The 23705-nt window shown below is 34.5% G+C and carries 21 protein-coding genes and 1 other annotated feature; of the genes, 6 read left to right on the plus strand and 15 right to left on the minus strand.

The window, feature by feature from the left end:
- The first annotated feature begins 129 nt into the window (after positions 1-129).
- Positions 130-1020 carry a mechanosensitive ion channel family protein gene (locus J7E16_RS10145; protein WP_214891410.1) on the plus strand — a complete coding sequence of 297 codons (891 nt, stop codon included), beginning with the start codon at positions 130-132 and terminating at the stop codon, positions 1018-1020.
- 178 nt (positions 1021-1198) lie between these two features.
- Here J7E16_RS10145 and J7E16_RS10150 read toward each other — a convergent pair whose 3' ends face one another.
- From J7E16_RS10150 to J7E16_RS10185, 8 genes are all read right to left on the minus strand, one after another.
- Positions 1199-1999, minus strand: coding sequence for a formate/nitrite transporter family protein (locus tag J7E16_RS10150; RefSeq protein ID WP_034547761.1), 801 nt, complete (start codon positions 1997-1999; stop codon positions 1199-1201).
- A gap of 237 nt (positions 2000-2236) precedes the next feature.
- Complete coding sequence (locus J7E16_RS10155; RefSeq protein ID WP_214891413.1) at positions 2237-2881, minus strand: class I SAM-dependent methyltransferase; 645 nt, start codon at positions 2879-2881, stop codon at positions 2237-2239.
- A 5-nt stretch (positions 2882-2886) separates the two neighbouring features.
- Entirely contained in the window at positions 2887-4044 is a 1158-nt protein-coding gene (locus J7E16_RS10160) for a cystathionine gamma-synthase (protein WP_214891415.1), read from the minus strand.
- Between the two features lie 13 nt (positions 4045-4057).
- A complete protein-coding gene (locus J7E16_RS10165; protein ID WP_214891417.1) occupies positions 4058-4972 on the minus strand; it encodes a PLP-dependent cysteine synthase family protein in 915 nt (304 codons plus the stop codon).
- 942 nt (positions 4973-5914) lie between these two features.
- Complete coding sequence (locus J7E16_RS10170) at positions 5915-6484, minus strand: DsbA family protein (RefSeq protein ID WP_214891419.1); 570 nt, start codon at positions 6482-6484, stop codon at positions 5915-5917.
- A gap of 201 nt (positions 6485-6685) precedes the next feature.
- Complete coding sequence (locus tag J7E16_RS10175) at positions 6686-7399, minus strand: DUF975 family protein (protein WP_214891421.1); 714 nt, start codon at positions 7397-7399, stop codon at positions 6686-6688.
- 112 nt (positions 7400-7511) lie between these two features.
- Positions 7512-8519 (minus strand): glycosyltransferase family 2 protein, encoded by a 1008-nt coding sequence (locus J7E16_RS10180; RefSeq protein WP_214891422.1) that lies wholly within the window; start codon positions 8517-8519, stop codon positions 7512-7514.
- A gap of 88 nt (positions 8520-8607) precedes the next feature.
- On the minus strand, positions 8608-9393 hold the full coding sequence (locus J7E16_RS10185) for an SDR family oxidoreductase (RefSeq protein ID WP_214891424.1): 786 nt from the start codon (positions 9391-9393) through the stop codon (positions 8608-8610).
- Between the two features lie 303 nt (positions 9394-9696).
- Here J7E16_RS10185 and J7E16_RS10190 point away from each other — a divergent pair, with 303 nt between their 5' ends.
- Genes J7E16_RS10190 through J7E16_RS10200 form a run of 3 tightly spaced genes read left to right on the plus strand, consistent with a single transcriptional unit; the run spans position 9697 to position 13337 of the window.
- Positions 9697-11214, plus strand: a complete 1518-nt coding sequence (locus J7E16_RS10190) for a multicopper oxidase family protein (protein ID WP_353049887.1) — start codon at positions 9697-9699, stop codon at positions 11212-11214.
- Positions 11215-11257: 43 nt separating this feature from the next.
- A complete protein-coding gene (locus J7E16_RS10195) occupies positions 11258-11959 on the plus strand; it encodes a response regulator transcription factor (protein WP_214891426.1) in 702 nt (233 codons plus the stop codon).
- Positions 11943-13337: a sensor histidine kinase gene (locus J7E16_RS10200; RefSeq protein WP_214891428.1), complete on the plus strand. Its 1395-nt coding sequence runs from the start codon at positions 11943-11945 to the stop codon at positions 13335-13337. The genes J7E16_RS10195 and J7E16_RS10200 overlap by 17 nt, the downstream gene beginning before the upstream one ends.
- Positions 13338-13423: 86 nt before the next feature.
- Here the strand turns inward: J7E16_RS10200 and J7E16_RS10205 are convergent, their stop codons facing one another.
- Together J7E16_RS10205 and pepV are read right to left on the minus strand one after the other, a co-directional pair.
- The gene (locus J7E16_RS10205; protein WP_214891430.1) at positions 13424-13657 is read right to left on the minus strand and encodes an SHOCT domain-containing protein; all 234 of its coding nucleotides are present in this window, start codon (positions 13655-13657) and stop codon (positions 13424-13426) included.
- A gap of 549 nt (positions 13658-14206) precedes the next feature.
- Positions 14207-15607 carry a dipeptidase PepV gene (gene pepV, locus J7E16_RS10210; protein WP_214891431.1) on the minus strand — a complete coding sequence of 467 codons (1401 nt, stop codon included), beginning with the start codon at positions 15605-15607 and terminating at the stop codon, positions 14207-14209.
- A 187-nt stretch (positions 15608-15794) separates the two neighbouring features.
- On the opposite strand from pepV, the gene J7E16_RS10215 reads away from it, so the two are divergent.
- Together J7E16_RS10215 and J7E16_RS10220 are read left to right on the plus strand one after the other, a co-directional pair.
- Positions 15795-16631, plus strand: coding sequence for an NAD(P)H-hydrate dehydratase (locus J7E16_RS10215; RefSeq protein ID WP_373470944.1), 837 nt, complete (start codon positions 15795-15797; stop codon positions 16629-16631).
- A gap of 153 nt (positions 16632-16784) precedes the next feature.
- Positions 16785-17291, plus strand: coding sequence for a general stress protein (locus tag J7E16_RS10220; RefSeq protein WP_214891433.1), 507 nt, complete (start codon positions 16785-16787; stop codon positions 17289-17291).
- 57 nt (positions 17292-17348) lie between these two features.
- Here the strand turns inward: J7E16_RS10220 and J7E16_RS10225 are convergent, their stop codons facing one another.
- The 5 genes from J7E16_RS10225 to J7E16_RS10245 form a co-directional block, all read right to left on the minus strand.
- Positions 17349-18065, minus strand: coding sequence for a pseudouridine synthase (locus J7E16_RS10225; protein ID WP_214891436.1), 717 nt, complete (start codon positions 18063-18065; stop codon positions 17349-17351).
- A gap of 71 nt (positions 18066-18136) precedes the next feature.
- A complete protein-coding gene (locus J7E16_RS10230) occupies positions 18137-19816 on the minus strand; it encodes a putative polysaccharide biosynthesis protein (protein ID WP_214891438.1) in 1680 nt (559 codons plus the stop codon).
- A 214-nt stretch (positions 19817-20030) separates the two neighbouring features.
- The gene (leuS, locus tag J7E16_RS10235) at positions 20031-22448 is read right to left on the minus strand and encodes a leucine--tRNA ligase (protein ID WP_214891440.1); all 2418 of its coding nucleotides are present in this window, start codon (positions 22446-22448) and stop codon (positions 20031-20033) included.
- A 67-nt stretch (positions 22449-22515) separates the two neighbouring features.
- Positions 22516-22760 (minus strand) — a binding site (T-box leader).
- Between the two features lie 87 nt (positions 22761-22847).
- A complete protein-coding gene (locus J7E16_RS10240; RefSeq protein ID WP_214891442.1) occupies positions 22848-23177 on the minus strand; it encodes a heavy metal-binding domain-containing protein in 330 nt (109 codons plus the stop codon).
- A gap of 110 nt (positions 23178-23287) precedes the next feature.
- Positions 23288-23705 (minus strand): LysM peptidoglycan-binding domain-containing protein (locus J7E16_RS10245; RefSeq protein WP_214891444.1); only part of this gene is annotated, 418 nt, incomplete at its 5' end.

Below are 23705 nucleotides of genomic sequence, written 5' to 3' on the forward strand. Positions count from 1 at the left end.
AAGACGGAACATATCCCCCTTCTTTTTTTTAGTAGTAGCGTTCATTTTTCGCGTTTACCCATCAATATATAGTATAATGGCAACGAATCTGAATGAGCATCTTTTTATAGAGAGGAAGGAGTTACACGTATGGAATTTATCCGCAATTTTACTGAATCATACCCCTTACTAGTTAATATTATCTGGTTTCTTTTATTCTTTATTATTCTTTATCTGTCACGTCGCTTTATTTTGAATCGTCTGTACGAAAATTTAAAAAACTCAGGCCATTGGTACGTTACTCGGAAAATTGCTCGTTGGCTAAATAACCTTGTTTTATTTATCCTATTTATGTATATCTTTGGTAGGAACCTTACTGGACTTTCGACAGCAATCGGCCTAGCTGGAGCTGGAATTACATATGCTTTACGAGAAGTAATCATGAGCATTGCAGGATGGTTTGCGATTTTATTTGGTGATTTTTTTGAAACAGGCGATCGTGTTCTCTTAGGAGGAATCAAAGGAGATGTCGTGGATATCGGTGTACTGCGAACCACCTTAATGGAAATTGGAGAATGGGTAAATGGTGATCAATACACAGGTAGAATCGTTCGTGTTGCAAACAGTTATATCTTTAGCTCGCCTGTATACAACTATACCGCTAATTTCAAGTTTTTATGGGATGAAATCATGATTCCATTGCGCTTTGAAAGTGATATGAAGTTAGCCAAAACTGTTTTATTAGAAATAGTGGAAAAGCATACCGGACAATATAACAAAGAAGCTGTTATTGCTTGGGAAAATATGAAGAGACGTTACAAGCTAGAAGATGCTTCTTTAGATAGTCAAGTTTTTCTTTCTTTTAACGACAATTGGGTAGAAATAAGCCTCCGGTATGCAGTTGACTACCGAGAACGCCGTATCGTAAAAGACAAAATTTTTTCGGAAATCCTCCAACGATTTAAACAAGAAGGAGCACGCCTAGAAATAGCATCTGAAACGCTTGAAGTGTTTTCTAGTAGCAGTACGAAAATGAAGTAACTGAAATTATTTTTAACAATTCTAGAAACTTCAGCGTATCCAGACTGATCTGTTGATACGTTTGAACGATTTATTAAAGAAGGCAAAATATGATACGAAAAAAAATTAATTGGTCATAATAGATCATATAAAAAAAGACCGGGAAATTTCCCAGTCTTTTTTTATATGATTCATTTATTTAATCTACGTAATCTGTTTGATTTTTATTTAACCATGAGTACAGCATTCCAATCATCAATGCTCCTCCAACATAATTCCCTAGGAAAGCCACGATCAAGTTTACCGTTACAGCACTAAACGTCATACCAGGGACTGTTCCGCCAGAAGCAAAAAAGGCTAATGAAAATGAAGAGAAATTGGCAATAACGTGTTCAAAGCCTAGGTAAGCAAAAATGAAAATGATGAAGATCATCGCAATAATTTTACCAGCATCATCTTTCATTCGTATCGTACAATAAACGGCTGTATTAACAATAATATTTGCGAAAATACCTTCTGAAAAGACTTGTACAGGTGTTTTAGCTAGTTTTCCGGCTACCGCAGTAAACAGGAAATGGTCGCTTGGCAATGCGTGAAACTTATATGTGAAAGATATAACTAAACTTGCAATAATTCCGCCGATCAAGTTGAATAACACACAATAAAATAAGATTGCTAAAGCTTTTTTAGGTTTCAACCACTTTCTTTGCATTGCAATTGTCATATACATCATATTTGATGTGCCTAATTCTGCATTCATATAAATAATCATAACTAGCGACCAACTAAACATAAATGCGTAAAGCATTTTTCCTAATCCAGGGGCGATCTCTTCGCCTGATTGTCCGATCATAACCGCAACTGCTGTTCCTAATGTTAAGAATAAACAAGCTAACATCGCACGGACAAAATAACGTGACTTGCTATTATCGTATAAGCTTTGCTTTTTCATAACACTTTTTTCAATATTGTACATTAAACCTGTATTTTGTGTTTCCATTACTTTCCTACCACCTTTTTAATTTGTTATCTTTTTAACAATATTACCATTATACTTCATTGAAAAACATTTTTGGGAAGAAATGCGTTTTCATAGCTTAATTTTTTTAATGAATGTTAAAATTAATCAAAATTAATTTTATTTTTGTAAAGGCTAGTTGAATTATTTTCTGATAATAGTTCAATTTCCAAAAATAAAACGACACTAAATAAATCAGTGTCGTTTCTTCCTTACTTGTTATATTCTCTTTACTCCTTCTACAATCCATACATAGTCATTCATTTGTTGAACAGAAGCGTTGAATCCTGCTTGATCAAATAAAGTTAATAACGTTGGAATAAGGGAATAGTATTCCCTTTCTAGGTCATCTGCTAATGCGTAAAACTTCTTTTCTTTAGCCTGTTCAATTTTTTGTTCAAGGGCTTCTTGAGATTCAAACATCGTATCTGCAAAAATAATCTTTCCGCCCTCTTCAAGTTCATCAGCATACTTTTTCAAGGAAGTTTCTTTTTCCTTGTCTGTCAAATGATGAAACACATAAGAACTAACAATTGTATCAACTGATTTTGTCGGTTTTGGGTAATGCTGTAAATCGCCGTCATAAATAATGACCCCACTTGGTAATTTCTTTTTAGCTATTTTACGCATTTCTTTAGATGGTTCTATTGGAAAAACCCATTTCTCTGCCATAATTAATTGCTGAGTCAAATTTCCAGTCCCTATCCCAAATTCTAAAATATTCTTTCCACTTCTTTGAACTATTTCTTTCAAAATACTGCTGTATCCTTCAAAAACTGATTTATATTCAGGATCGTTTCCTTCAACAAAATTATCGTAATCACTCGACCAGTCTGTAAAAATTTCTAAAAATTCACGTCCCATGATTTCTATTCTCCTTTGTTGTTCGTTACAAACGCTAATGCTTGATCCAAGTCTTCTATTAGATCCTCTACATCTTCTAAACCAACAGATAAACGAACCAATTCATCTTTTATACCTGATTTTAAACGAACTTCTTTTGGAATAGATCCGTGTGTCATCAATGCAGGGATTTCAATCAAACTTTCAACTGCTCCCAAGCTTTCAGCTAGCGTAATAAGCTCTAATTTTTCGACAAAGTCTTTAGCTGAAAAGCCTTCTTTTAATTCAAATGAAATCATTCCACCAAAGCCACTCATTTGTTTTTTAGCAATTGCATGTCCTTGGTGATTTTCTAATCCTGGGTAATAGACTTTTTCAATACTCGAATGATTGATTAAGTATTGCACCACTTCATGAGCATTTTTTTCATGTTCTTCCATTCTAATGCCTAAAGTTTTGATCCCTCTTTGTAAAATCCAGCTATCTTGCGGCCCTAAAATCCCACCAATTGCATTCTGCAAAAATCCGATTTTATCAGCAAGTTCTTCCTTATTTGTTGTAACTAATCCAGCAACAATATCGCTGTGTCCGCCTAAATATTTAGAAGCACTATGAACGACAATATCTGCTCCTAATGTAAGTGGGCGTTGGTGATAGGGCGTAGCAAATGTGTTATCAACAATAATTATTAAGTTAGACTCTTTTGCAATTCTAGCTACAGCCTCAATATCGGTTATCTTCAGTAATGGGTTGGTTGGTGTTTCTAAAAAGATTGCTTTAGTTTCTGGAAGAATAGCCGGTTCAATAGTTCTTAAATCACTTGTATCTACCATTGTAAAAGTTATTCCAAGATGGACAAGCACTTTATTCATTAAACGGTAGGTTCCTCCATAAACATCATCGCCCACAATAATATGGTCTCCTTTAGAAAATAAAGACAACACAGTATGTGTACCTGCTGAACCTGACCCAAAAGCAAAACCTCTAACGCCTTCTTCTAAGTCCTTGATTAATTCTTCTACTGCAAAACGAGTAGGATTTCCTGTTCTTGAATACTCATACCCTTTGTGTTTGCCTACTTTTTCTTGTTTATAGGTTGATGTTTGGTGAATGGGTACATTTACCGAGCCTGTCGCTTCATCATGACTAATACCACCGTGGATTAACTTTGTTTTCATTTTCATTTTTGACACTCTCCTATTGATATATTTTTTTACTTAAGTAACGCTCACTGCTATCTGGAAAAACTGTAATGATCGTGCTTCCTTCTGGCAATAATTTGGCTTCTCTTAAACAGGCTGCAAACGCTGCTCCACTTGAACTCCCTACAAACAATCCATTTGTTGCTGCTAATTGTTTAACATAATAAAAGGCTTCTTCATCAGAAATTGTATAGACGTGATCAATCAAGGATTTGTCTAAAAAATTGGGTATAAATTCCATTCCTATCCCTTCTGTTTTATGACCGTGAGCAGTTCCGCCACCTAAAATTGAGCCCTCAGGTTCCACAATAGTTGTACGGATTGCTGGATTCTTTTCTTTTAAATAAGCTGCCGCTCCAATAAAGGTTCCTCCACTACCTGCCCCAGCTACAAAAGAGTGGATTGCGTGACTAGGTATATCTTTTATAATTTCTGGTCCAAGGGTTTCATAATAAGTTAGTGGATTCGCTTGATTTTCAAACTGCATCGGAATGTAGCTATTTGTAATTTCTTCAGCTAACGACCTAGCTTTTTCTATGGCACCGATCATCCCTTTTTCAGAAGGTGTAAAAATCAATTTCGCTCCAAGTGCCTTCATTAATTCTTGTTTTTCTTGACTAAATTTTTCTGGTACTGTAAAAACGACTCTTAAGCCAGATTCTTGTGCTGCTAGAGCTAAACCAATACCTGTATTTCCGGCGGTAGGTTCAATAATTGTTGTATCTTTATTTATCAATCCATTATTAAAAGCAGTTTTTATTAATTTGACTCCTAATCGATCTTTGATGCTTCCTCCAGGATTGAACATTTCTAATTTTGCAAATATTTTGCTATTTTTAGGCAGTTCAAACCCTTGAATTTCTAGCAATGGTGTATCTCCTATCAAATCTTGTATTTTTCTAAACAACATATTTCTTCTCCTTATCTTCATTCATACTTTAAAAAAATGGACAAAAAAAGTACATGAGTTTTCACACTCATGCACAAATCATCTAACTTAATTTAGTTTCTTCTAATTGAAATCTATTTCAATACACCTAATCATTATTTTAGTAGCAGCAATCCATTGAGTATATCAAATAGTTGTATTTACAAAAAAGAAGAAGTCCTATTAAAAGATGATACTTGTCGACATGAGTGGTTTATACAACATAAACAACAACACACGTCTAAACGGTTCATCTTTTTCATCAGGGCTTCTTCCTTTCTTAATTTATTTTTTTAAAAAATGTAAGAGAGACTCTTACATCTTTGTAGTCATATCTTATCAATACCTTTTTTATTTGTCAACCATAACTAAAAAAAGGTAAAGGACCTAAACCAATCGCGTATCTTTTAAAAAGCTCATTTATAAAAGGCTACGATTTACAATAGATTTTATTTTTAAGAGACTATTGAATAAAAAATATGATGAATTAATTAAAAGTAGTTGGTATTTTTTAAAGAACGCAGTGTAACTTTTGTTATTGAGAAAGAGTCTCCTTATCACTATGTCAATAGTAACGTCCAAAACTCCATGCACATCAATTATATTGGGGATGAATAACTATTAGCTTATTTTCGTATCTTCATTACTGATGACGGCAATGTTCTTATAGTACGTATTTTAATTACAGAAAAAACTTAGAATAGATCTTGCACATACATTATTCTACAACACGTTAATATACTGCAACAAACAGTAAGCAAAAAAAACAGAAAAGGCAATTGAATTAAATTCTAAAAACAATATCAAAGATTTCAAAGCTAAATTTGGATTTAAAGAAGTCTCTGATTCATACATTGATTCCGGTAATGTACATGTTACTGGAATCAAGCAACTCTTGATAAAAGTCGTTTCAGACTTAGTTTTTCAAACCATTGCATACAAGTCTTCTGCGGTAACAAAATTTTCTATCAGCGTCGCCTTTTTTTCTTCGCCGGTTGTTACTAACAAGCACGACGGCGTCCCTATTATTCCTAAAGATTTTGAGATTTTTTGATCAGCTAGAAAAAGTTTTTGAACAAATGGAGAATGAAGATCCGATAGAAACATATCGATATCTAAATTTGACTTTTTTGCCGAATCAAGTAATAGCGATTTTGACAATGGTTCTTTTTGCTTCAACATCTTACGCTGAATGTTCATCAAAAATTTTCTACCCTTCTTTTTACCCTGTATAGTAGCTGCAATAAAGGCTAGCGATAGATGGTAACTATCATTATGAAGCTTGTTCCATAAAGCAGTACTTTCAGGCGCTAATTGATTTTTTATCATATAACTATAGAGTGTATAGATATTATGATAAGTAAAAATAGTTATTTGCGCATTTTTTTTATAGGTGTCAATAAACTTAAATGCTTCTTCTTCCATCTTCAATGAAGCAAGACTGATTGGATTAATAAATAAGAACAATTCAACTTGCTTAGTACTTTCTACCATAAATAATTCCCCTCAATTCCATACTATCTTATGTTTCTATCATAACAGTAAACAAGTTTCACAAAAAATCATTTGCTCAATACTGCTTTTAGTATGAAATTCGAGAGCTTCATTCTTTCAACCTTCCAGTTATTTTATTCATCTAAAAAAATAAAAGGGATATGAGTTTTATCTCATCCCTTTTATTCTGTCAACTCATATTTAATTATTTTTGATCAAATCTTCGTAGAAAGCGACTTTTGTTGCGTTTTGATAAGGAAGTAACCATATTAACCCTATACCTAAAGATAAAACGGATAAGATCCCCCAGCCTATAAAACTTAAATCCAATACAAAAAGGCGCCATTTATGACCCTTCATCAAGTTTTTACTTTCCGTAATACAGTCTAGCGAAGAAATTTTTTCATTTGATAATTGCTTAGAACGATCTTTATAAATTAAATATGCTTGTGAATAAGCATATGATTTAATGATTCCTGGAATAATAAATAACAGGCTCCATAACGTGATAAAGATAGTGGATATAACATAGATAAGCAATACTCTAAGAAAATACTTTTTAGAAAATACTTGCAGTCCATCTTTTATTGGGTGGATCTTCATACTAGGATTTCTGAACCAGTCTAAAAATGTAAATGATATACCTACTGTAAAAAGTGTTGATAGCATTGCACTACCGACATTACTTGTTCCATTTCCATTTCCATCATCAGACATCATAGAACTATTTACCCAACTGCCAAATTCAGTATCCGAATAAAGAACTAATGCAATTATGAACGCTGCAAATACTAATGTAATAACTATCAGAATTACTGTTGGAATAAAATTTAATAAAATAGCATCTTTCCATCTTCCTTTAAGCAATTTTTTCGTATCGTATTTTAATTCTCTACTCGTTTTATAGTTTTTCATTTCTTATGGTCTCCTCAGATAGAAAATTTAGAAGCTATATCGTATAGTGTTTAGAGCTAAAATAAATTTATTATGGAATGTTAATTAAAAAGCACGACCCAATGTTAGTCTCTTATAAAGACTTATCTTCTGTTTTCGATTGTTTTCCCATAATGAATTTTTTTAAGTTAGTTTTATAATAGTCTTTATAAGAACTGATATCACTTTGCAGTAATTTTAATCCTATTTTAAAATACAATGGTATTTTTTTATCGCTATCGATTTCTTCTTGATAGCGCTGGATATCTTGTTGAAGTCTCTCTCCAAAAACTTTGGTATTTATAGATTCAGGAGCTTGACTTAATTTATATCCAACAGAATTAATACTCTCTATCAGCTTTTGTAGGCCTTCATGTTTTAATTCAGGAAAATCTTTTTTTATTAAAGCATATAATTGTTCAGTCTCAGTTAGAATATCATAATATTTTGGTGAAAAAGTGCTACTGACAATAGTGTTTGATCTTCTGATATAATGATAACCAACAGTAGTCGTCACAATTGTCTTGCTAGATATTTTAGCAAGTTTATAAGTCGTCACAATATCTTCAAAAATTTTTCCTTCTGGAAAAGAAACTTTATGAAATAAACTATGGTGATAGATTTTATTCCACGTATAAAAAGCTACTCCTGAGGAACTGAATATCAATTTAATTAGTTCTTTCGGCTCAATAATAATTTTATCCTTACTGCGTTTTTTAGGGACACTGATACCACCGTATACTTTATCAAAATTCATTACATACATGGTCATATCTGGATGTTGAACTTTTTCTTTATAGAAATTCAAAAAAGCCTCTTTATCAAATCGATCATCGCTATCGATAAACGCATAGAATTCACCAGAAGCCGATTTTATTCCTTGATTTCTAGCGGCCGATAATCCTTTATTTTCTTGATGGACAACTTTAATACGCTCATCCGTTTTTGCTAATAAATCACAAATTTCCGGTGAACTATCTGAAGAACCATCATTGATCAAGATGAGTTCAAAGTCGCTATATTGTTGTTGTAAAACGCTTTTCACTGCATCTCCTAAAGTTGCGCTTGTATTATATACAGGCATAATGACACTTAGCAACATATTCTTTCCTCCTTGAATACTTTAAACCACTTTTTTTGCTAGGTTATTCTTCAAGCTTTGTTACCCACTTAGAGAATTAACATCATTATTAAATTGCTTTGACACTTCCTCCATCAATCATCAAAGCCGATCCTGTAACATAGGAATTTACATCTGAAACTAGAAAAACAACAAACTTTGCAAATTCCTCTGGCGTTCCATAGCGGCCAAGCGGAATTGATTCTTGTGTTTTTTTTGCTATTTCTTCCTTAGAAACATTCTGTTTTTTGGCTATTATTTCATCTAACATCGCGATCCTATCAGTTGCAATTCGTCCTGGTGCAACAGTATTCACTAAAATATTGTAAGGTCCTAACTCCTCTGCTAACGTCTTGCTAAGACCCAAAACACCAAGACGAAATGTATTCGATAATATCAACCCTGAAATCGGTTGTTTGATCGATGAAGAGGCGATATTAATGATTTTTCCACCGTTCTCTTTTAAATCTGGTAAAACTTCACGAATAGCGCGAATATAACTCAATAAATTCAGTTGAAAAGAATTTTCCCAATCTTCATCTGAAAATTCTTCAAAAGAACCCGTTGGTGGTCCACCAGCGTTATTGATAAGGATGTCGATGGAACCGAATACTCTTTTCGTTTCTTTTACGAGTTGCTGAATATCTTCTTTTTTAGTAATATCAGCAGTGTAGAAAGAGACTTTCCCTTTTCCAATTGCGTTTAATTCTTCTTGAACTTTTCTTAATTTTTCAGTATTCCGGCTAGAAATCATCACATTTGTTCCTTCTCTTACCAATTCAGTTGCTACTGCTTTGCCTAATCCTTGACTTGAAGCCATTACTAATGCTGTTTTACCTGCCAAATTTAGATCCACTAAAAACGCCTCCTTTAATTCATTCATTGTCTTTTCGTCTCATTTCATTTTTTCATAACTTAACACAAATGTAAACTTTTACCTTAAAGTATTCTTTAAAAGCCTCTTTCTTTCTTTCTTTCTTCTAATTAATGAGGGTGGTATACTTTCATTACCAATGAAAAGGTTCTCACAGCGTATACTACTAGATGGAGCAGATCCTATTTTATTCATTATAATAGTTATAATTTTAATTTCTTCTCCATCGTTTCTCCATAAATTCACATTATACTATTACATATAGCTAATTAAGGGGGAATTATAGTGAAAAAGAATAAGCTTATTGCACTATTCCTATTTTCTTTGCTTTTATTAATTGTTGTATCTATTACTTTAATGCTAAACTTCAACCAAATAAATCGTCTTTTGACCAATAACGAGAACAGAACTGGAATGTTCAACACTGATACAAATCCCATGATGGGAAATAATCAGATGAGATCAAATAATACAGCTGATATTATCAATGATTCTCAGATCCAGAATAAACTCAAGCTGCCGCCTCTTTTGGAAAGTGACCAAGAAACTTCAACAGATATTTTTTATACACTAACGACCCAATCAGGAACAACAGCATTCAAAGATGGGCCTTTAACAGAAACATATGGGTATAATGGTTCCTATCTCGGTCCTATTTTACGTATCCGTAAAGGTCAAAATGTCCATCTTACTACCATCAATAAATTGAATGAGAATACTTCTTTTCATTGGCATGGTTTAAAAATACCCTCCAACGTTGACGGTGGTCCACACAGTCCCATTCAGCCTAATGGAACAGCAACTGTTGATTTTACAGTGATGCAAGAAGCTGCTACTTTGTGGTTTCATCCCCATCCTGAAGGTCTTACTGGTGAACAGGTCTATAATGGATTAGCTGGATTAATTTATATCGAAGATGAAAATTCTGATGCATTGGATCTTCCAAAAGATTATGGCGTAAATGATTTTCCAATCATAATTCAAGATCGCTTCTTTGACGAAAACAATCAATTTAATTATGAAGATATCCGAAATATAAATGGTACTCAAGGAGACACCTTATTAGTGAACGGAACCATAAGCCCTTATATAGAGGTGAAAAACGAACAAATAAGGTTACGTCTTGTCAATGGTTCAAATGTGCGCAATTATCAGTTAAAATTATCGAATGAAGAAATTTTTTCTCAAATAGCCTCTGATGGAGGGTTTCTAAATGAACCCATACAGATGGATACTCTTCAGTTAGTTCCTGGTGAAAGAGCCGAAATTGCAATAGATCTGAGTGATTATAAAAATGGAAATATGCTACAATTAATGGACGAAAATGCTGAAGTCCTTTCCATAAAGATTGTGGAAGAAATAGATCCTGACGGTACACCATTACCTAAAACTTTAAATGACATATCAACTAATTTTGATAATGTTTCTGTTCCAGATAAAGAAATGACCTTCAGTGGGATGGGGACTATGGTCGCTATCGATGGGAAACAGTTTGATATGAATCGGATAGATCTGCGGGCAAAAAAAGGAATCACAGAAATATGGGAAATAACTAATTTAAATGCTATGATGAGTGGAATGATACATCCCTTTCATTTGCATGGTGTTCAGTTCAAAGTATTAGACCGGAATGGGGAAATTCCACCTCTAAATGAACAAGGATGGAAAGATACGATTGCATTATATCCAGGGGAAACTGTTCGTATCGAAGTTGAGTTTTCAAAAGAAGGCATTTTTATGTACCATTGTCATATTCTTGAGCATGAAGACAATGGAATGATGGGACAAATAATTGTAGAATAATAGTCATAAAGAATTACAGAGTGAACAATGGAGGCAGGAAAATTTGAAAATATTAATTGTAGATGATGAACCCAAGATATTGGATATTGTAGAAGCTTACCTCAATGTAAAAAAGTTCCAAGTATTCCGAGCTTCCAATGGAACAGAAGCGATGGAAAAATTTGAGTTGGTACAACCGAATTTAATCGTGTTGGATCTTATGCTGCCTGATATATCTGGAGCGGTCATTTGCCAAGATATACGAAAAACATCTGATGTTCCTATTATTTTGCTGACTGCTAAGTCAACAGAAAAAGATATTTTAACCGGCTTACAAATGGGCGCTGATGATTATATAGTTAAACCTTTCAGCCCCAAAGAGTTAGTGGCACGTGTAGAAACTGTTCTACGTCGCTCAGCTTCTCCAGTTGTAACCGAAACTAAGTGGTCATTTGATAAAGGAATGTTGGTAATTTATCCTGAAAACAAACAGGTTTTTAAAAACCAACAGGAAATTATATTAACACCTACTGAATTTGAAATATTAGCACTACTAACGTCTCATCCAAAGCAAGTATTTTCTAGAGAACAATTATTAGAAAGTGTGAAAGGACTTGAATTTGATGTTCTCGATCGTATTATTGATTCTCATATCAAAAACTTGCGCCAGAAAATTGAAGATAATACACGACAGCCTTATTTTATATTGACAGTTTACGGCATGGGTTATCGATTTGGTGGGAGAAAAGATGAATCGTACAATTAAATGGCAGTTTATATTTTCTTTTGTTTCTATTTCTTTCATTATAATTGGCGCATTTAGTTTGATGACACTAAGTCTAATGGATAATCACTTTGCAAAATATGTTGCTGAGAGACAAGAGTCTGAACTAACAGAATATACTACTGGTTTAGAAAGACTTTACAACGAAAATGGGGAGTGGCCTGCTACTGCTGATTTTGATCTCATAGGTTTAGAGTCATTGCATAATTCGATTATCTTGAAAGTATATGACAATGAAAAAAATTTACTCTGGAGTCCTACAGCCTCAGCTATGATGGGAAATAAACAAAACATGCAGGGAAATGCTCCAAATATGGGGAACATGATGGAAGCAATGGAAAATACCCCTATTGAAAAAACCGTTCCTTTATTTAATGATGAACAAAAAATTGGAGAAGTTCTTATCAGTTACATGGGACCCACAGCTTATTCAGAACATGACGCTTTATTTATTGCAGATATGAAAAATAATCTTATCATAGCAGCAATTGCAGCATTAGTTCTTTCTTTCTTTTTTGCTGCTTTGGTTACAAAAAAAATAAGTCGGCCAATAGTGAGAGTAAAAGACTTTACAAGAGAAATTGCTAAAGGAAACTACACAAGTTCGTCTCCTGAAAAAACAGATATCAAGGAAATAGATGAACTAATTGTATCCGTAAATGATCTCTCTATTCAACTTGAAAATCAGCAAACTATCAGAAATCAATTATCTTCTGATATCGCTCATGAGATCAGAACCCCTTTAACAACTTTAAAAGGAAATCTGGAAGCTATGATAGATGGTATATGGGAAGTAACCGATGAACGACTTCAAAGCAGTTATGATGAAGTGAATCGTATCACTCGCCTTATAGGAAGTATTGATAAAATCAATGAGATTGAAAGTCACCAGGATATGTTAAACAAATCATCTTTCGATTTATATGTTCTTGCAGAAACTATTTTTTCTAATTTTGAAGCTCTTTTTGCTAAGAAAAACATTCGTTATTCATTAGATGGTGGTTCTCTATTCATTAATGCTGATAAGGATAAAATAAGTCAGGTCATTACCAATCTTTTATCAAATGCAATTAAATTCACACCTTCTGAGGGGAAAATAACACTAAAAATCAGTCAAGAAAAAAACCAAGCTTTATTAAGTGTAGCCGATACTGGAGAAGGCATTTCCCCAAAAGAAATCAATCATATTTTTGAGAGATTTTATATGTCTGACTTTTCAAGAAATAGTCTTCTAGGCGGTCAAGGAATTGGTCTATCGATCGTAAAAACCATTATAAAGGCCCATAAGGGAACCATAACGGTTAAAAGTGATCAAGGAAAAGGTTCTATATTTACCATTAGTCTTCCTATCACAAAATAGTGCCCATACAAAAAGCGTTACACTTTATCTAAAAAGTGTAACGCTTTTTGTGTAGGTACTAAATAGTCCTACATCAATATTTACCTTTATTGTAGATGTTTCTTTCGTTCCAAGTATTCTTCTTCAGAAATATTTCCTTTTGCATATTCTTTTTGAAGAACTTCCAAGGGTGTTTCTCTATCGTTACCTTTATTTTGTTGATTGAAGAATAATTTTGCGCCTAGAAGAACTACTACAACTAATAATAGAATCCAAAAAAAGCCTATATATATCATAGATCCCATTCCGCCTCTACTAAAAAAATTAAAACATTCAAACATGACTGTTCCTCCTTTTTCTTATCAGATTTCTTCATTAGATCTAAGCTCTTTTCAGTCTAGCACACTATTGAAAAAACAAATACTAACAGGCTCTATGATGACTCATACAAACATTACCTGATTACTAATTACCATTACTGTTCATTTGTTCATTGATGTATTCAATCAATTAGGCTTATCAAAGATCATAGTAAATAACTTCTGATCATTTGGCTTCTTACTTTATTACTATATACCTTAAATGTGTGGATTTTATGTAGTTGGATTAAATTTCATTCTTATACAGCTTCTACACTTGTGTTAAAAAACAAACCGAAAAATCACAGTATATTAGTAAACCATCTAGCTATTTCAACTCATAATTTTGGCACTTGTATTTACTGACTGATTTAAAAATAAAAAGTTACCTAGAGTATTTTTGAAAAAAAGCAGATTATTCATGCTTTTTCCATATATTCTCCGGATAACTTTTATTTTCGATCCCTTTTTAATTCTATCATGGTCAAACATTATCGATTAAGAAGGATCAAAGTCGATTTATCGTAATGACTATTTAATCAATTCGTAGATAGCTTCTGCGTAAATACTCATTGCATTCATCAAATCATCAATTGCCATAAATTCATTGTCTTGGTGCATGGTGTCGATACTATTAGGGAACATAGCTCCAAAAGCTACTCCACGTTCCAATAAGCGTCCGTAAGTACCGCCGCCAATCGTTTTTTCGTGAGCTTCTAATCCAGTTTGTCTTTGGTAAACATCTAATAATGTTTTGACTAATGGATCTTCAGCAGATACATAATGCGGCATTTGTTCTCTCCCACGGCTTAACGTTACACCAAAACCAGCTAGTTTATGTTCCATTTTAATTTCAATTCCTTCAGGGGATACACCTTTAGGAAAACGGATATTCACTGCAATCAATCCGCCCTTTTCAGGAGTGAATGTGAATATTCCTAAATTCATTGTTAAGTCTCCCATAACATCATCGATGTGATTCAATCCCAATTTTTCAGCTTTAGTGTCTTCATGTAAATATTCAGCTGTTAATTGCAAGTAATTTTTAACATCTCCGCCAAACGAATGACGATTTAAAAATGCGGCTAAATAAGTACCAGCATTTACGCCTAAATGTGGTGCCATACCGTGAGCAGCTTTTCCTCCTACTTCAATCGTGACTTTAGTACCTTCTACTTTTATTGTGCCAGTGATTGGAGAAACTTCAATAAAATCGTAAAAGTCTTTTTCGATTTGGTCAGCTTCTTCACTTGTAAATACAGCCGTAGCATCTTGCGGAACCATGTTTTCACGCATACCAGCATCAAAACTCAACAATTCATTTTTTCCGCCTTTATTATTCCCTTTTGTATTTATATAAATAGTAAGATTTCCTTTTTCACCATTAATAATTGGGAATTCTGCATCTGGTGAAAAACCAAAGTCTGGAGTTGGTTCATTCGCTAAATAATGGTCCATACACATCCAGCCGCTTTCTTCATCTGTTCCAATAATAAAGCGAATTTTTTTAGAAACAGGTAAATTTAAATCTTTGATCATTTTCAAGGCGTAATAAGCAGCTACACCAGGACCTTTATCATCACTAGAGCCTCGAGCATATATACGACCATCTTTGATCACTGGGCTAAATGGATCAGTTTCCCAGCCTGTTCCAACAGGTACAACATCAACATGAGCAAAAACGCCCATTGTTTCATCACCGTCACCGTATTCAATATGTCCAGCTAAGTTTCCTACATTTTTAGTCACAAATCCATCTCGTTCACCTAAAGCTAAAAAACTTTCTAAAGCTGCTTTTGGTCCAGGTCCTACTGGAGCATCAGCTGTAGCTTTGCTATTATCGCGTACACTGTTTATTTTAAGTAATTCTATTAAGTCTGCTAAAAAATCTTCTTTTCGAGCAGCAGCTTCTTTCTTCCAATCAATTGCCATCTATTCAACACTCCTTAATATTTTATCAACATATCTATCATATCACTTTTTCTTTCCAAGACCAACGCCTAGTCCTATTTTTTTGCTGTCTACACCCTAGAAAAAGATTCGTGCAAAAACTAACCATTAGTTCTATAATCAATGGGAATCACTACAAAAATTTTAGTCGTTATTGGGAGGGTCTTAAGTGAAAGAAATAAATCCAGAAGCCATTCATGGCATGATTCCAAAAAGAAAGAAAGATAGTTATAAAGCTGATTATGGTCGTGTGCTTGTTATAGGTGGAAATGAAGATATGGGTGGGGCCATCATTCTTACCGCTAGTGCAGCGGTTTACAGTGGTGCTGGGTTGGTTACCGTTGCAACAGCTAAAGTAAATCATACAGCTTTGCATGCTCGGCTTCCAGAAGCGATGGTTTTTGATATGTATAACGAAGATTGCTTGCTTAAAAAACTTTCAACAGCGACCGTCATTGTCATTGGTCCTGGATTAGGTCTTTCTTCTGAATCATTAGCCATTCTAAAATCCGTTTTAAAGACCGTCACAAAAGAACAACGCTTGATCATTGATGGCAGTGCGATCACTTTAATGGCTAAAAACAACTTGAAAACACCAGTTGCTATAACAACTTATACACCTCACTTAGGTGAGTGGCGAAAGCTCTCTCACTTAAAGCCGGCTGAACAAAATGAGACCTTAAACATTCAAGCTAGAAAAGAATTAAAGGCAGCGGTCGTTTTGAAACAATCCCGAACAGAAATTTATTTTTTAGATGAAGTTTGGAAGAATACTCATGGGAATCCCGCAATGGCAACTGGCGGTATGGGAGATACGTTAGCTGGTATGATTGCTGGATTTAGTGCTCAATTTAAGAATAATCGTTCTGCTATCATCACTGCTGTCTTCCTACACAGTAAGATTGGAGACGATTTAGCTAAAAAGCAATATGTTGTTCTCCCATCTCAAATTATCGAAAGGATTCCTACTGAGATGAAGGAATTTTCTACTATGTTTATTTTTTGATCTACTATTAAAGGGAAAGACTGGTCTATTCACTAGCCCTCTTTCCTTTTTTTTATAGGGTAAGCCATCTGTACCGTATTAATTGTAATCTCTTTTTTTTCCAAGTATACTCAATTATAATAAAACCGTTAAACTAATTGAGGAGTGGTATATATGGTAAAACGTATTATTGGAAGTTATCGATCTGAAGCAACATCTTTACAAAAAATCGATCAGTTGTTGACTGAAGGCTACTCAAAAGAGTCTATTACCTTAGTAACTAATCCTAATACAAAAAAAACCATACAAAGCCAAACTAACGTAGCGATAGTCATTTTATCCTCTGTATCAAAAAAAGAGGAGCTGCATTCAGTAATCCCTGATGAAGAAATTTTAGTTGATTACAAAAAAGCAATTGAAAAAGGGAGTACTCTTATTCTTGTAGACGAACTTCCCCATTTCGACGATGCTGCAGGGATTAATCCGACTGCTTCTGATCTCGCTGCTGAAGATGATCCTCTTAGTTCATCCATAGGTAGAAACCAAAAACTTTCTATTAGGACCCAGCATCTAGATTACGACGATGAAGATTTAATCACAGATATCAATACAGATGGGGACTTAGAGATCGAAGACGATTTTCCTCCTACAGAGTCGCCTGATAGAACCGATTTTTATTAAAAAATTTAAAAACCAAGGAATTGAGATCACCGTCTCGATTCCCTGGTTTTTTCTTCATCAATCAGTTAGTGAATCCAATTCTGCTTTTGTTAGTTGTCTGTAATCCCCTAATTCTAATGTTTCATCTAGTTGCACATTTCCCATAGACAATCGTTTCAAATAACTAACAGACTTATCTACTGCTTCAAACATACGCTTTACTTGATGAAATTTCCCTTCATGTATCGTGACTCGAATAATGGACTGTTCTTTCTCAAAATCTATTGATACGATTTCTAAATGAGCTGATTGGCAATTAAAACCATCATCCAACGTTATGCCGATCGCAAATTCTTGAATATCTTTTTCCTCTACTATACCCTCAATGATCGCTTCATAACATTTATCCACATGCTTCTTTGGTGAAAGCAAGTTATGCGCTAACGTTCCATCATTGGTTAAAATCAATAAGCCCTCTGTATCCTTATCTAACCTTCCCACTGGAAACGGGTCACGCAATTGGTCTTGCGGCTCTAAAAGATCAATTACTGTTTTATGAACATTGTCTGTTGTTGCGCTAACGACTCCTTGCGGTTTGTGCAACATAAAATAAACAAATTCATGGTATTCAATCTCTTCACCCGCAACGATGATCGTATCTTTCTCCGGATCCACTTGCATTTTACCCTCTTTTTCAATAAGTCCATTTACAGTTACCACTTTTGCTTTTAATACACCTTTTACTGTTTTTCTTGTTCCAAAGCCCATATTGGCCAATAATTTATCTAATCGCATTTACTTTGCTCCATTCTTTAACCATTTAAGTAAAAAACTAGTTGAAGCCTTTTGGGTCTCAACTAGTTTTTTTATTTAATGTGCAGTTTGGTTCTTAAACCTGTAACCCGTGCTCCTAATAAACGGTCTGCTAACCGGGTTTTTAAAGAGCCATACATATAAACAATGCCACCTGATCCTGCTGAAATAGCCATCACCAAAAGTGCGCTGGTCCTGCTATTCTCTGAATCCATCATTAAGTAAAGCAATTCTTTAACTGCAAACGTCACAATAGCCATCGCTAAAGTGAGGATCAGCATCAATAAAACACGTCTTAAAATCAAGCCAACATCAAAACGCGTAACCTTGTACATTTTCCACAACATTAATAAAACTGTGACACCAAAACCAAATATATTAGAAATGAACATTCCATTAGTACCTGCCCACGCCAACATTGGGTATTGAGTTGCTAGTTTTACAACTAACCCAATTACTAGCGCCAAGAGTGCAGATCTTGTTTGATTCGCCGCTTGCATAGTTGATCCCATAAGGACAAATAATCCTAAAAATAAACTCATAAAGGAAGCAACTTGTAGTGCCGTTGTTCCAAGATCACTCTGGCCATAAAAAACCGTATATAAAGGTTCAGCTACGATCATCATTCCAATTGAAGCAGGCAACATGATAAAAGAAAACAATTGTAAACTATCACTGATTTGATGAGCAATTTTTTTCAAATCATTTTTTGCTATCAACTCAGAAATAAGTGGCACAGCTGTAATTGCCATTGACCCTCCAAAAGAAATAACGATCATGATCAGTTTATTGACGTTACCTGAAGCTACTCCGTAATGATTTACGATTTGTTTTGGCGATAAATTAGAAACTTGCGTCATAATTTGTTGGAACGTAAATTGATCGATCATTTGAAAAAGCGTAATACCTGAACCAATAATAATGAATGGAATAGCTGTACGGATAATAGATTTGAAAATTTCATTTGTAGAGATAGTTATTTTATTCAAACTTTGGGCTGCACGTTCATCCAATTCTGGTTTTTTGCGCCAGATAATGTAGAATAAATACCCAATACTAAACACAGCTCCAATAACAGCTGCGAACGTTGAAGCTGCAACAGCATTTACAACTGACCCATTCCATACTTGACGAATCAAGTAAACAGCCGCAAGCATAAAGATAACCCGAGCTAGTTGTTCAATAAATTGTGAAATAGCTGAGTACTTCATAATATGGTGTCCCTGAATGTACCCGCGAGTCACACTCATGCAAGGAATGATCAGCAATGCCCAACTCAGCGAACGGATAACTTGAGTTGCATTATCAACCGATACATTTGGACTGCTTGCTGCTATAAATGGTGCTGCAACATACATGATCAACGCTGACACAATACCTGTAACTGCCATGATTTGCAAACCTTTTTTATAAATGTTGCGACTTATTTCGTACTCATTCAAGCTATTATAGTAAGAAACTTGCTTGGCAATTGCTGATGGAACACCGGCTGTTGCAATATTTAAAAATAATGCATAAGGTGTATACCCAATCGTGTAAAGAGCATTCGCAGATTCTGCTATATCTTGATTTCCCATCCAAGCCATCCAAGGAATAATGTAAAGAGCTCCTAATAATCTGGATAAAATACTTCCACCCGTCATCCAAGCTGATCCGTTGATCATTTTATCTTTGGAACTCATTTCTTCTAATGGTTGTTTTAATTTATTATCACTGATCGTCTCTTTTGACATGACTCAAATACCTACTCTCATACTTTTGTATACAAGATTCTATTTTACTTCTTAAACCAGAGGGTTGCAATGCTTAATGAACGTCTAAAATGTAATTTTAAAGAAAATTTAAAATCTGCTTAGGATATATAAGTAGAAAAGAGACAAGACAGACGTCTTATCTCTTTTCTACTTATACGACTGTTTCTCTTAGCAACGTAAGTTAAAATCTTATTTAATTTGCTACTATATTTACCAATTTTCCAGGAACAACAATAACTTTACGAATTGTTTTCCCTTCAATAGATTCTTTGATTTTTTCGTTACTCATAGCTAATAGTTCTAGATCTGCTTTAGAGATTTCTTTTGAGGTTTGAGCTTTTGCTCTTAATTTTCCATTCACTTGGAAAACGACTTCAATCTCATCTTCAACTAAGAATTTTTCATCATACACTGGCCAAGCAACATACGAAATGCCTTCATCACTCTTTGTAAGATTAGACCACAATTCTTCTCCCATGTGTGGAGCAATTGGTGCAAGCAATTGGACAAAAGCTTTTATATAATTTACAGATAACGTTTTTGCTTTGTATGCCTCATTTACGAAGACCATCATTTGAGAAATTGCCGTATTGAAACGCAATTGTTCAAAATCTTCTGTAACTTTTTTAACTGTTTGATGATAAACCACATCGAGAGATCCATCATTGATCGTTGTGATACGGTCACGGACTTTACCGTCTTCATCCATGATCAAGCGCCATACCCGATCCAGAAATTTACGGCTTCCTTCTAATCCATTTTCATTCCACGCAATCGAAGCATCTAATGGACCCATGAACATTTCGTATACACGCAATGTATCTGCTCCAAATTTTTCGACAACATCGTCAGGATTGACGACATTTCCTTTTGATTTAGACATTTTCTCATTATTTTCGCCTAGAATCATTCCTTGATTGTACAATTTTTGGAATGGTTCTTTCGTTGGGACAACACCAATATCATACAGGAATTTATGCCAGAAACGAGCATACAACAGATGAAGTACAGCATGTTCAGCTCCGCCAATATAAATATCGACTGGCAACCATTGTTTCAGTTTCTCAGGATCAGCTAACATCTCTGTATTATTAGGGTCGATAAATCGTAAGAAATACCAAGAACTTCCTGCCCATTGCGGCATTGTATTTGTATCACGATGTCCCTTCATTCCAGTTTCAGGATCTACTACATTTACCCATTCAGTGATATTTGCTAATGGAGATTCACCTGTTCCACTAGGTTTGATTTCATCTGTTTTTGGCAATATCAACGGCAACTCAGACTCCGCTAAAGTTGTTGAAGTACCATCTTCCCAATGGATAACTGGAATCGGTTCACCCCAATAACGTTGACGAGCGAATAGCCAATCACGTAAACGATAAGTCGTTTCTTTTTTACCTGCTTCATTTTCTTCCAGCCACTCATTCATTTTATTAATGGCTTCTTCTTTTCCAAGACCATTCAAAAATCCGGAGTTGATGTGCAGACCATCATCAGTAAATGCTGCCTTAGCTACATCGCCGCCTTCAAGAACTGGAAGAATCTCTAAATCGAAAGTTTCAGCAAATTCGTAATCTCGTTCATCATGCGCTGGAACAGCCATTATAGCTCCTGTTCCATATGAAGCTAATACGTAATCGGCAATCCAAATTGGTATTTCTTTGCCATTTACTGGATTGACTGCATAAGCGCCAGTGAATACACCTGTTTTATTTTTATTCAGATCTGTCCGATCCAAATCGCTCTTCAAGCTGATTTTTTCGATATACACTTGAACTTCTGCTTCTTGTTCTGGAGTAGTAATTTTTTTAACTAAATCTAATTCTGGAGCCAATACGCTATAAGATGCGCCAAATAATGTATCTGGACGAGTCGTAAAGACGGTAAATTTATGATCTGTCCCTTTAACAGCAAAAACTACATTTGCACCAATCGATTTTCCGATCCAGTTGCGTTGCATGTCTTTAATACTATCAGGCCAATCGACTAAATCTAGATCATCTAACAAACGATCAGCGTAAGCTGTGATTCTCAACATCCATTGTTTCATTGGTTTGCGGTAGACTGGATGTCCTCCACGTTCACTTTTCCCATCGATCACTTCTTCATTAGCCAATACTGTTCCTAATTCAGGACACCAGTTCACAGCCACTTCAGCTTCATAAGCTAACCCTTTTTCATACAGTTTGATGAAGATCCACTGTGTCCATTTATAATAGTCAGGATCAGTAGTATTTATTTCACGTTCCCAATCATAGCTAAATCCTAATGAGTTGATTTGACGGCGAAATGTTTCAATATTATGGGCAGTGAATTCAGCTGGGTCATTTCCAGTATCCAGTGCGTATTGCTCAGCTGGCAATCCAAATGCATCCCACCCCATTGGGTGCAATACATTGAATCCTTGAGCTCTTTTCAAACGAGAAACGATATCTGTTGCTGTATACCCTTCTGGATGGCCTACATGCAAACCTTGTCCTGATGGATAAGGAAACATATCTAACGCATAGAAATTTTTCTTTTCAGCATTTTCTGTTGTACGGAATGTTTTATTGGAAGCCCAATAATTTTGCCATTTTTTTTCAATCATTTTATGGTTAAAGCTCATATTTATCCCTCTTTCATATCTTATTCAAAATAAAAATCGCCCTATGGATACAGATAGTAATCTGTATCCATAGGGCGATTAAACAATTTATTATTCGCGGTACCACCTATATTTTCTACAATTATTTATTTCTTAAAAAAATAAATAGTTGCAGACTTCTTATACCCTTAACGCAGGCAACACGTCTTTGTCTACTTTTATTTCAACAAAGCAACTCTATAGGCGAGTTCGAAAGTTTTTTTATGCATTTTCACCATCCATGCACTCTCTTAAAAAAAAATCATTTCTACTATTCCTTTTCACTGTTTTTTTCTATTGGTTTTATTTTAACAAATAATTACCTCTTGAGCAACAAGAAAAGCAAACCGCTTATTCCTGACTATTCTTTTATGCTTAAAATCACATAAAAGTTTTCACCTTTACAGCTGTTCCACTACAAGTTACAATAATCATCCCATTATCTGATCCTAGTGTTTCATAATCCATTTTAACTCCGACAATAGCATCTGCACCTAATTCTACAGCCTTGAGTTTCATTTCTTCTAATACTACGCCACGAGACTCTGACAATATATTCTCATATTTTTGATAACGCTCGTCAATTTTATTTAGCAGCCCAGCGTCGTTATCTTTAACTAAATTGATCCCAGAAATGACTTCCCCAAATACAATTCCTTCATAAGATGATATCCCAAAATTTTCAATAGATTCTGTAGTAGTGACGATCATAGTTTCCACTCCTCTTTTTATCTGCCCTTAAAAATGATTTTTCAATAGGAAAATATTTTAATCGAAGAACAAAAACAGAGACCCACAATTTTGGTGAGTCTCCGTTATCATTATTTGATAATCAAAGATTGACCAACAAATATAACATCTGATTTTAAATAATTTGCTGCTTTTAACTCTGAAACAGACATACTATATTTTTGGGCAATATCCCATAAAGAATCTCCACTTACAACAACATGCACATTTGAATTAGTCGCAATTGTTGTTATGGTTGCATTAGGAACAGTATTAGTTGTCTTTATAATTAACTTTTGACCTACATAGATTGTATCTGATGTTAAGTTATTAGCTATTTTCAAACTCGCTACGGATACACCGTATTTTGCACTGATGCCAGTTAGCGTATCGCCTGATTTTACGGCATATGACGTACTGCTTGTAGTGCTTACACTTGCTATTGATGTCGGTGTCGGTGTTGGTGCTGTTGTACCAACAGTTATTGTTCCACCCTTGATCATCAACGCT

Origin of the sequence: Carnobacterium sp. ISL-102 (assembly GCF_018612935.1) — a bacterium.
GTDB lineage: Bacteria > Bacillota > Bacilli > Lactobacillales > Carnobacteriaceae > Carnobacterium_B > Carnobacterium_B alterfunditum.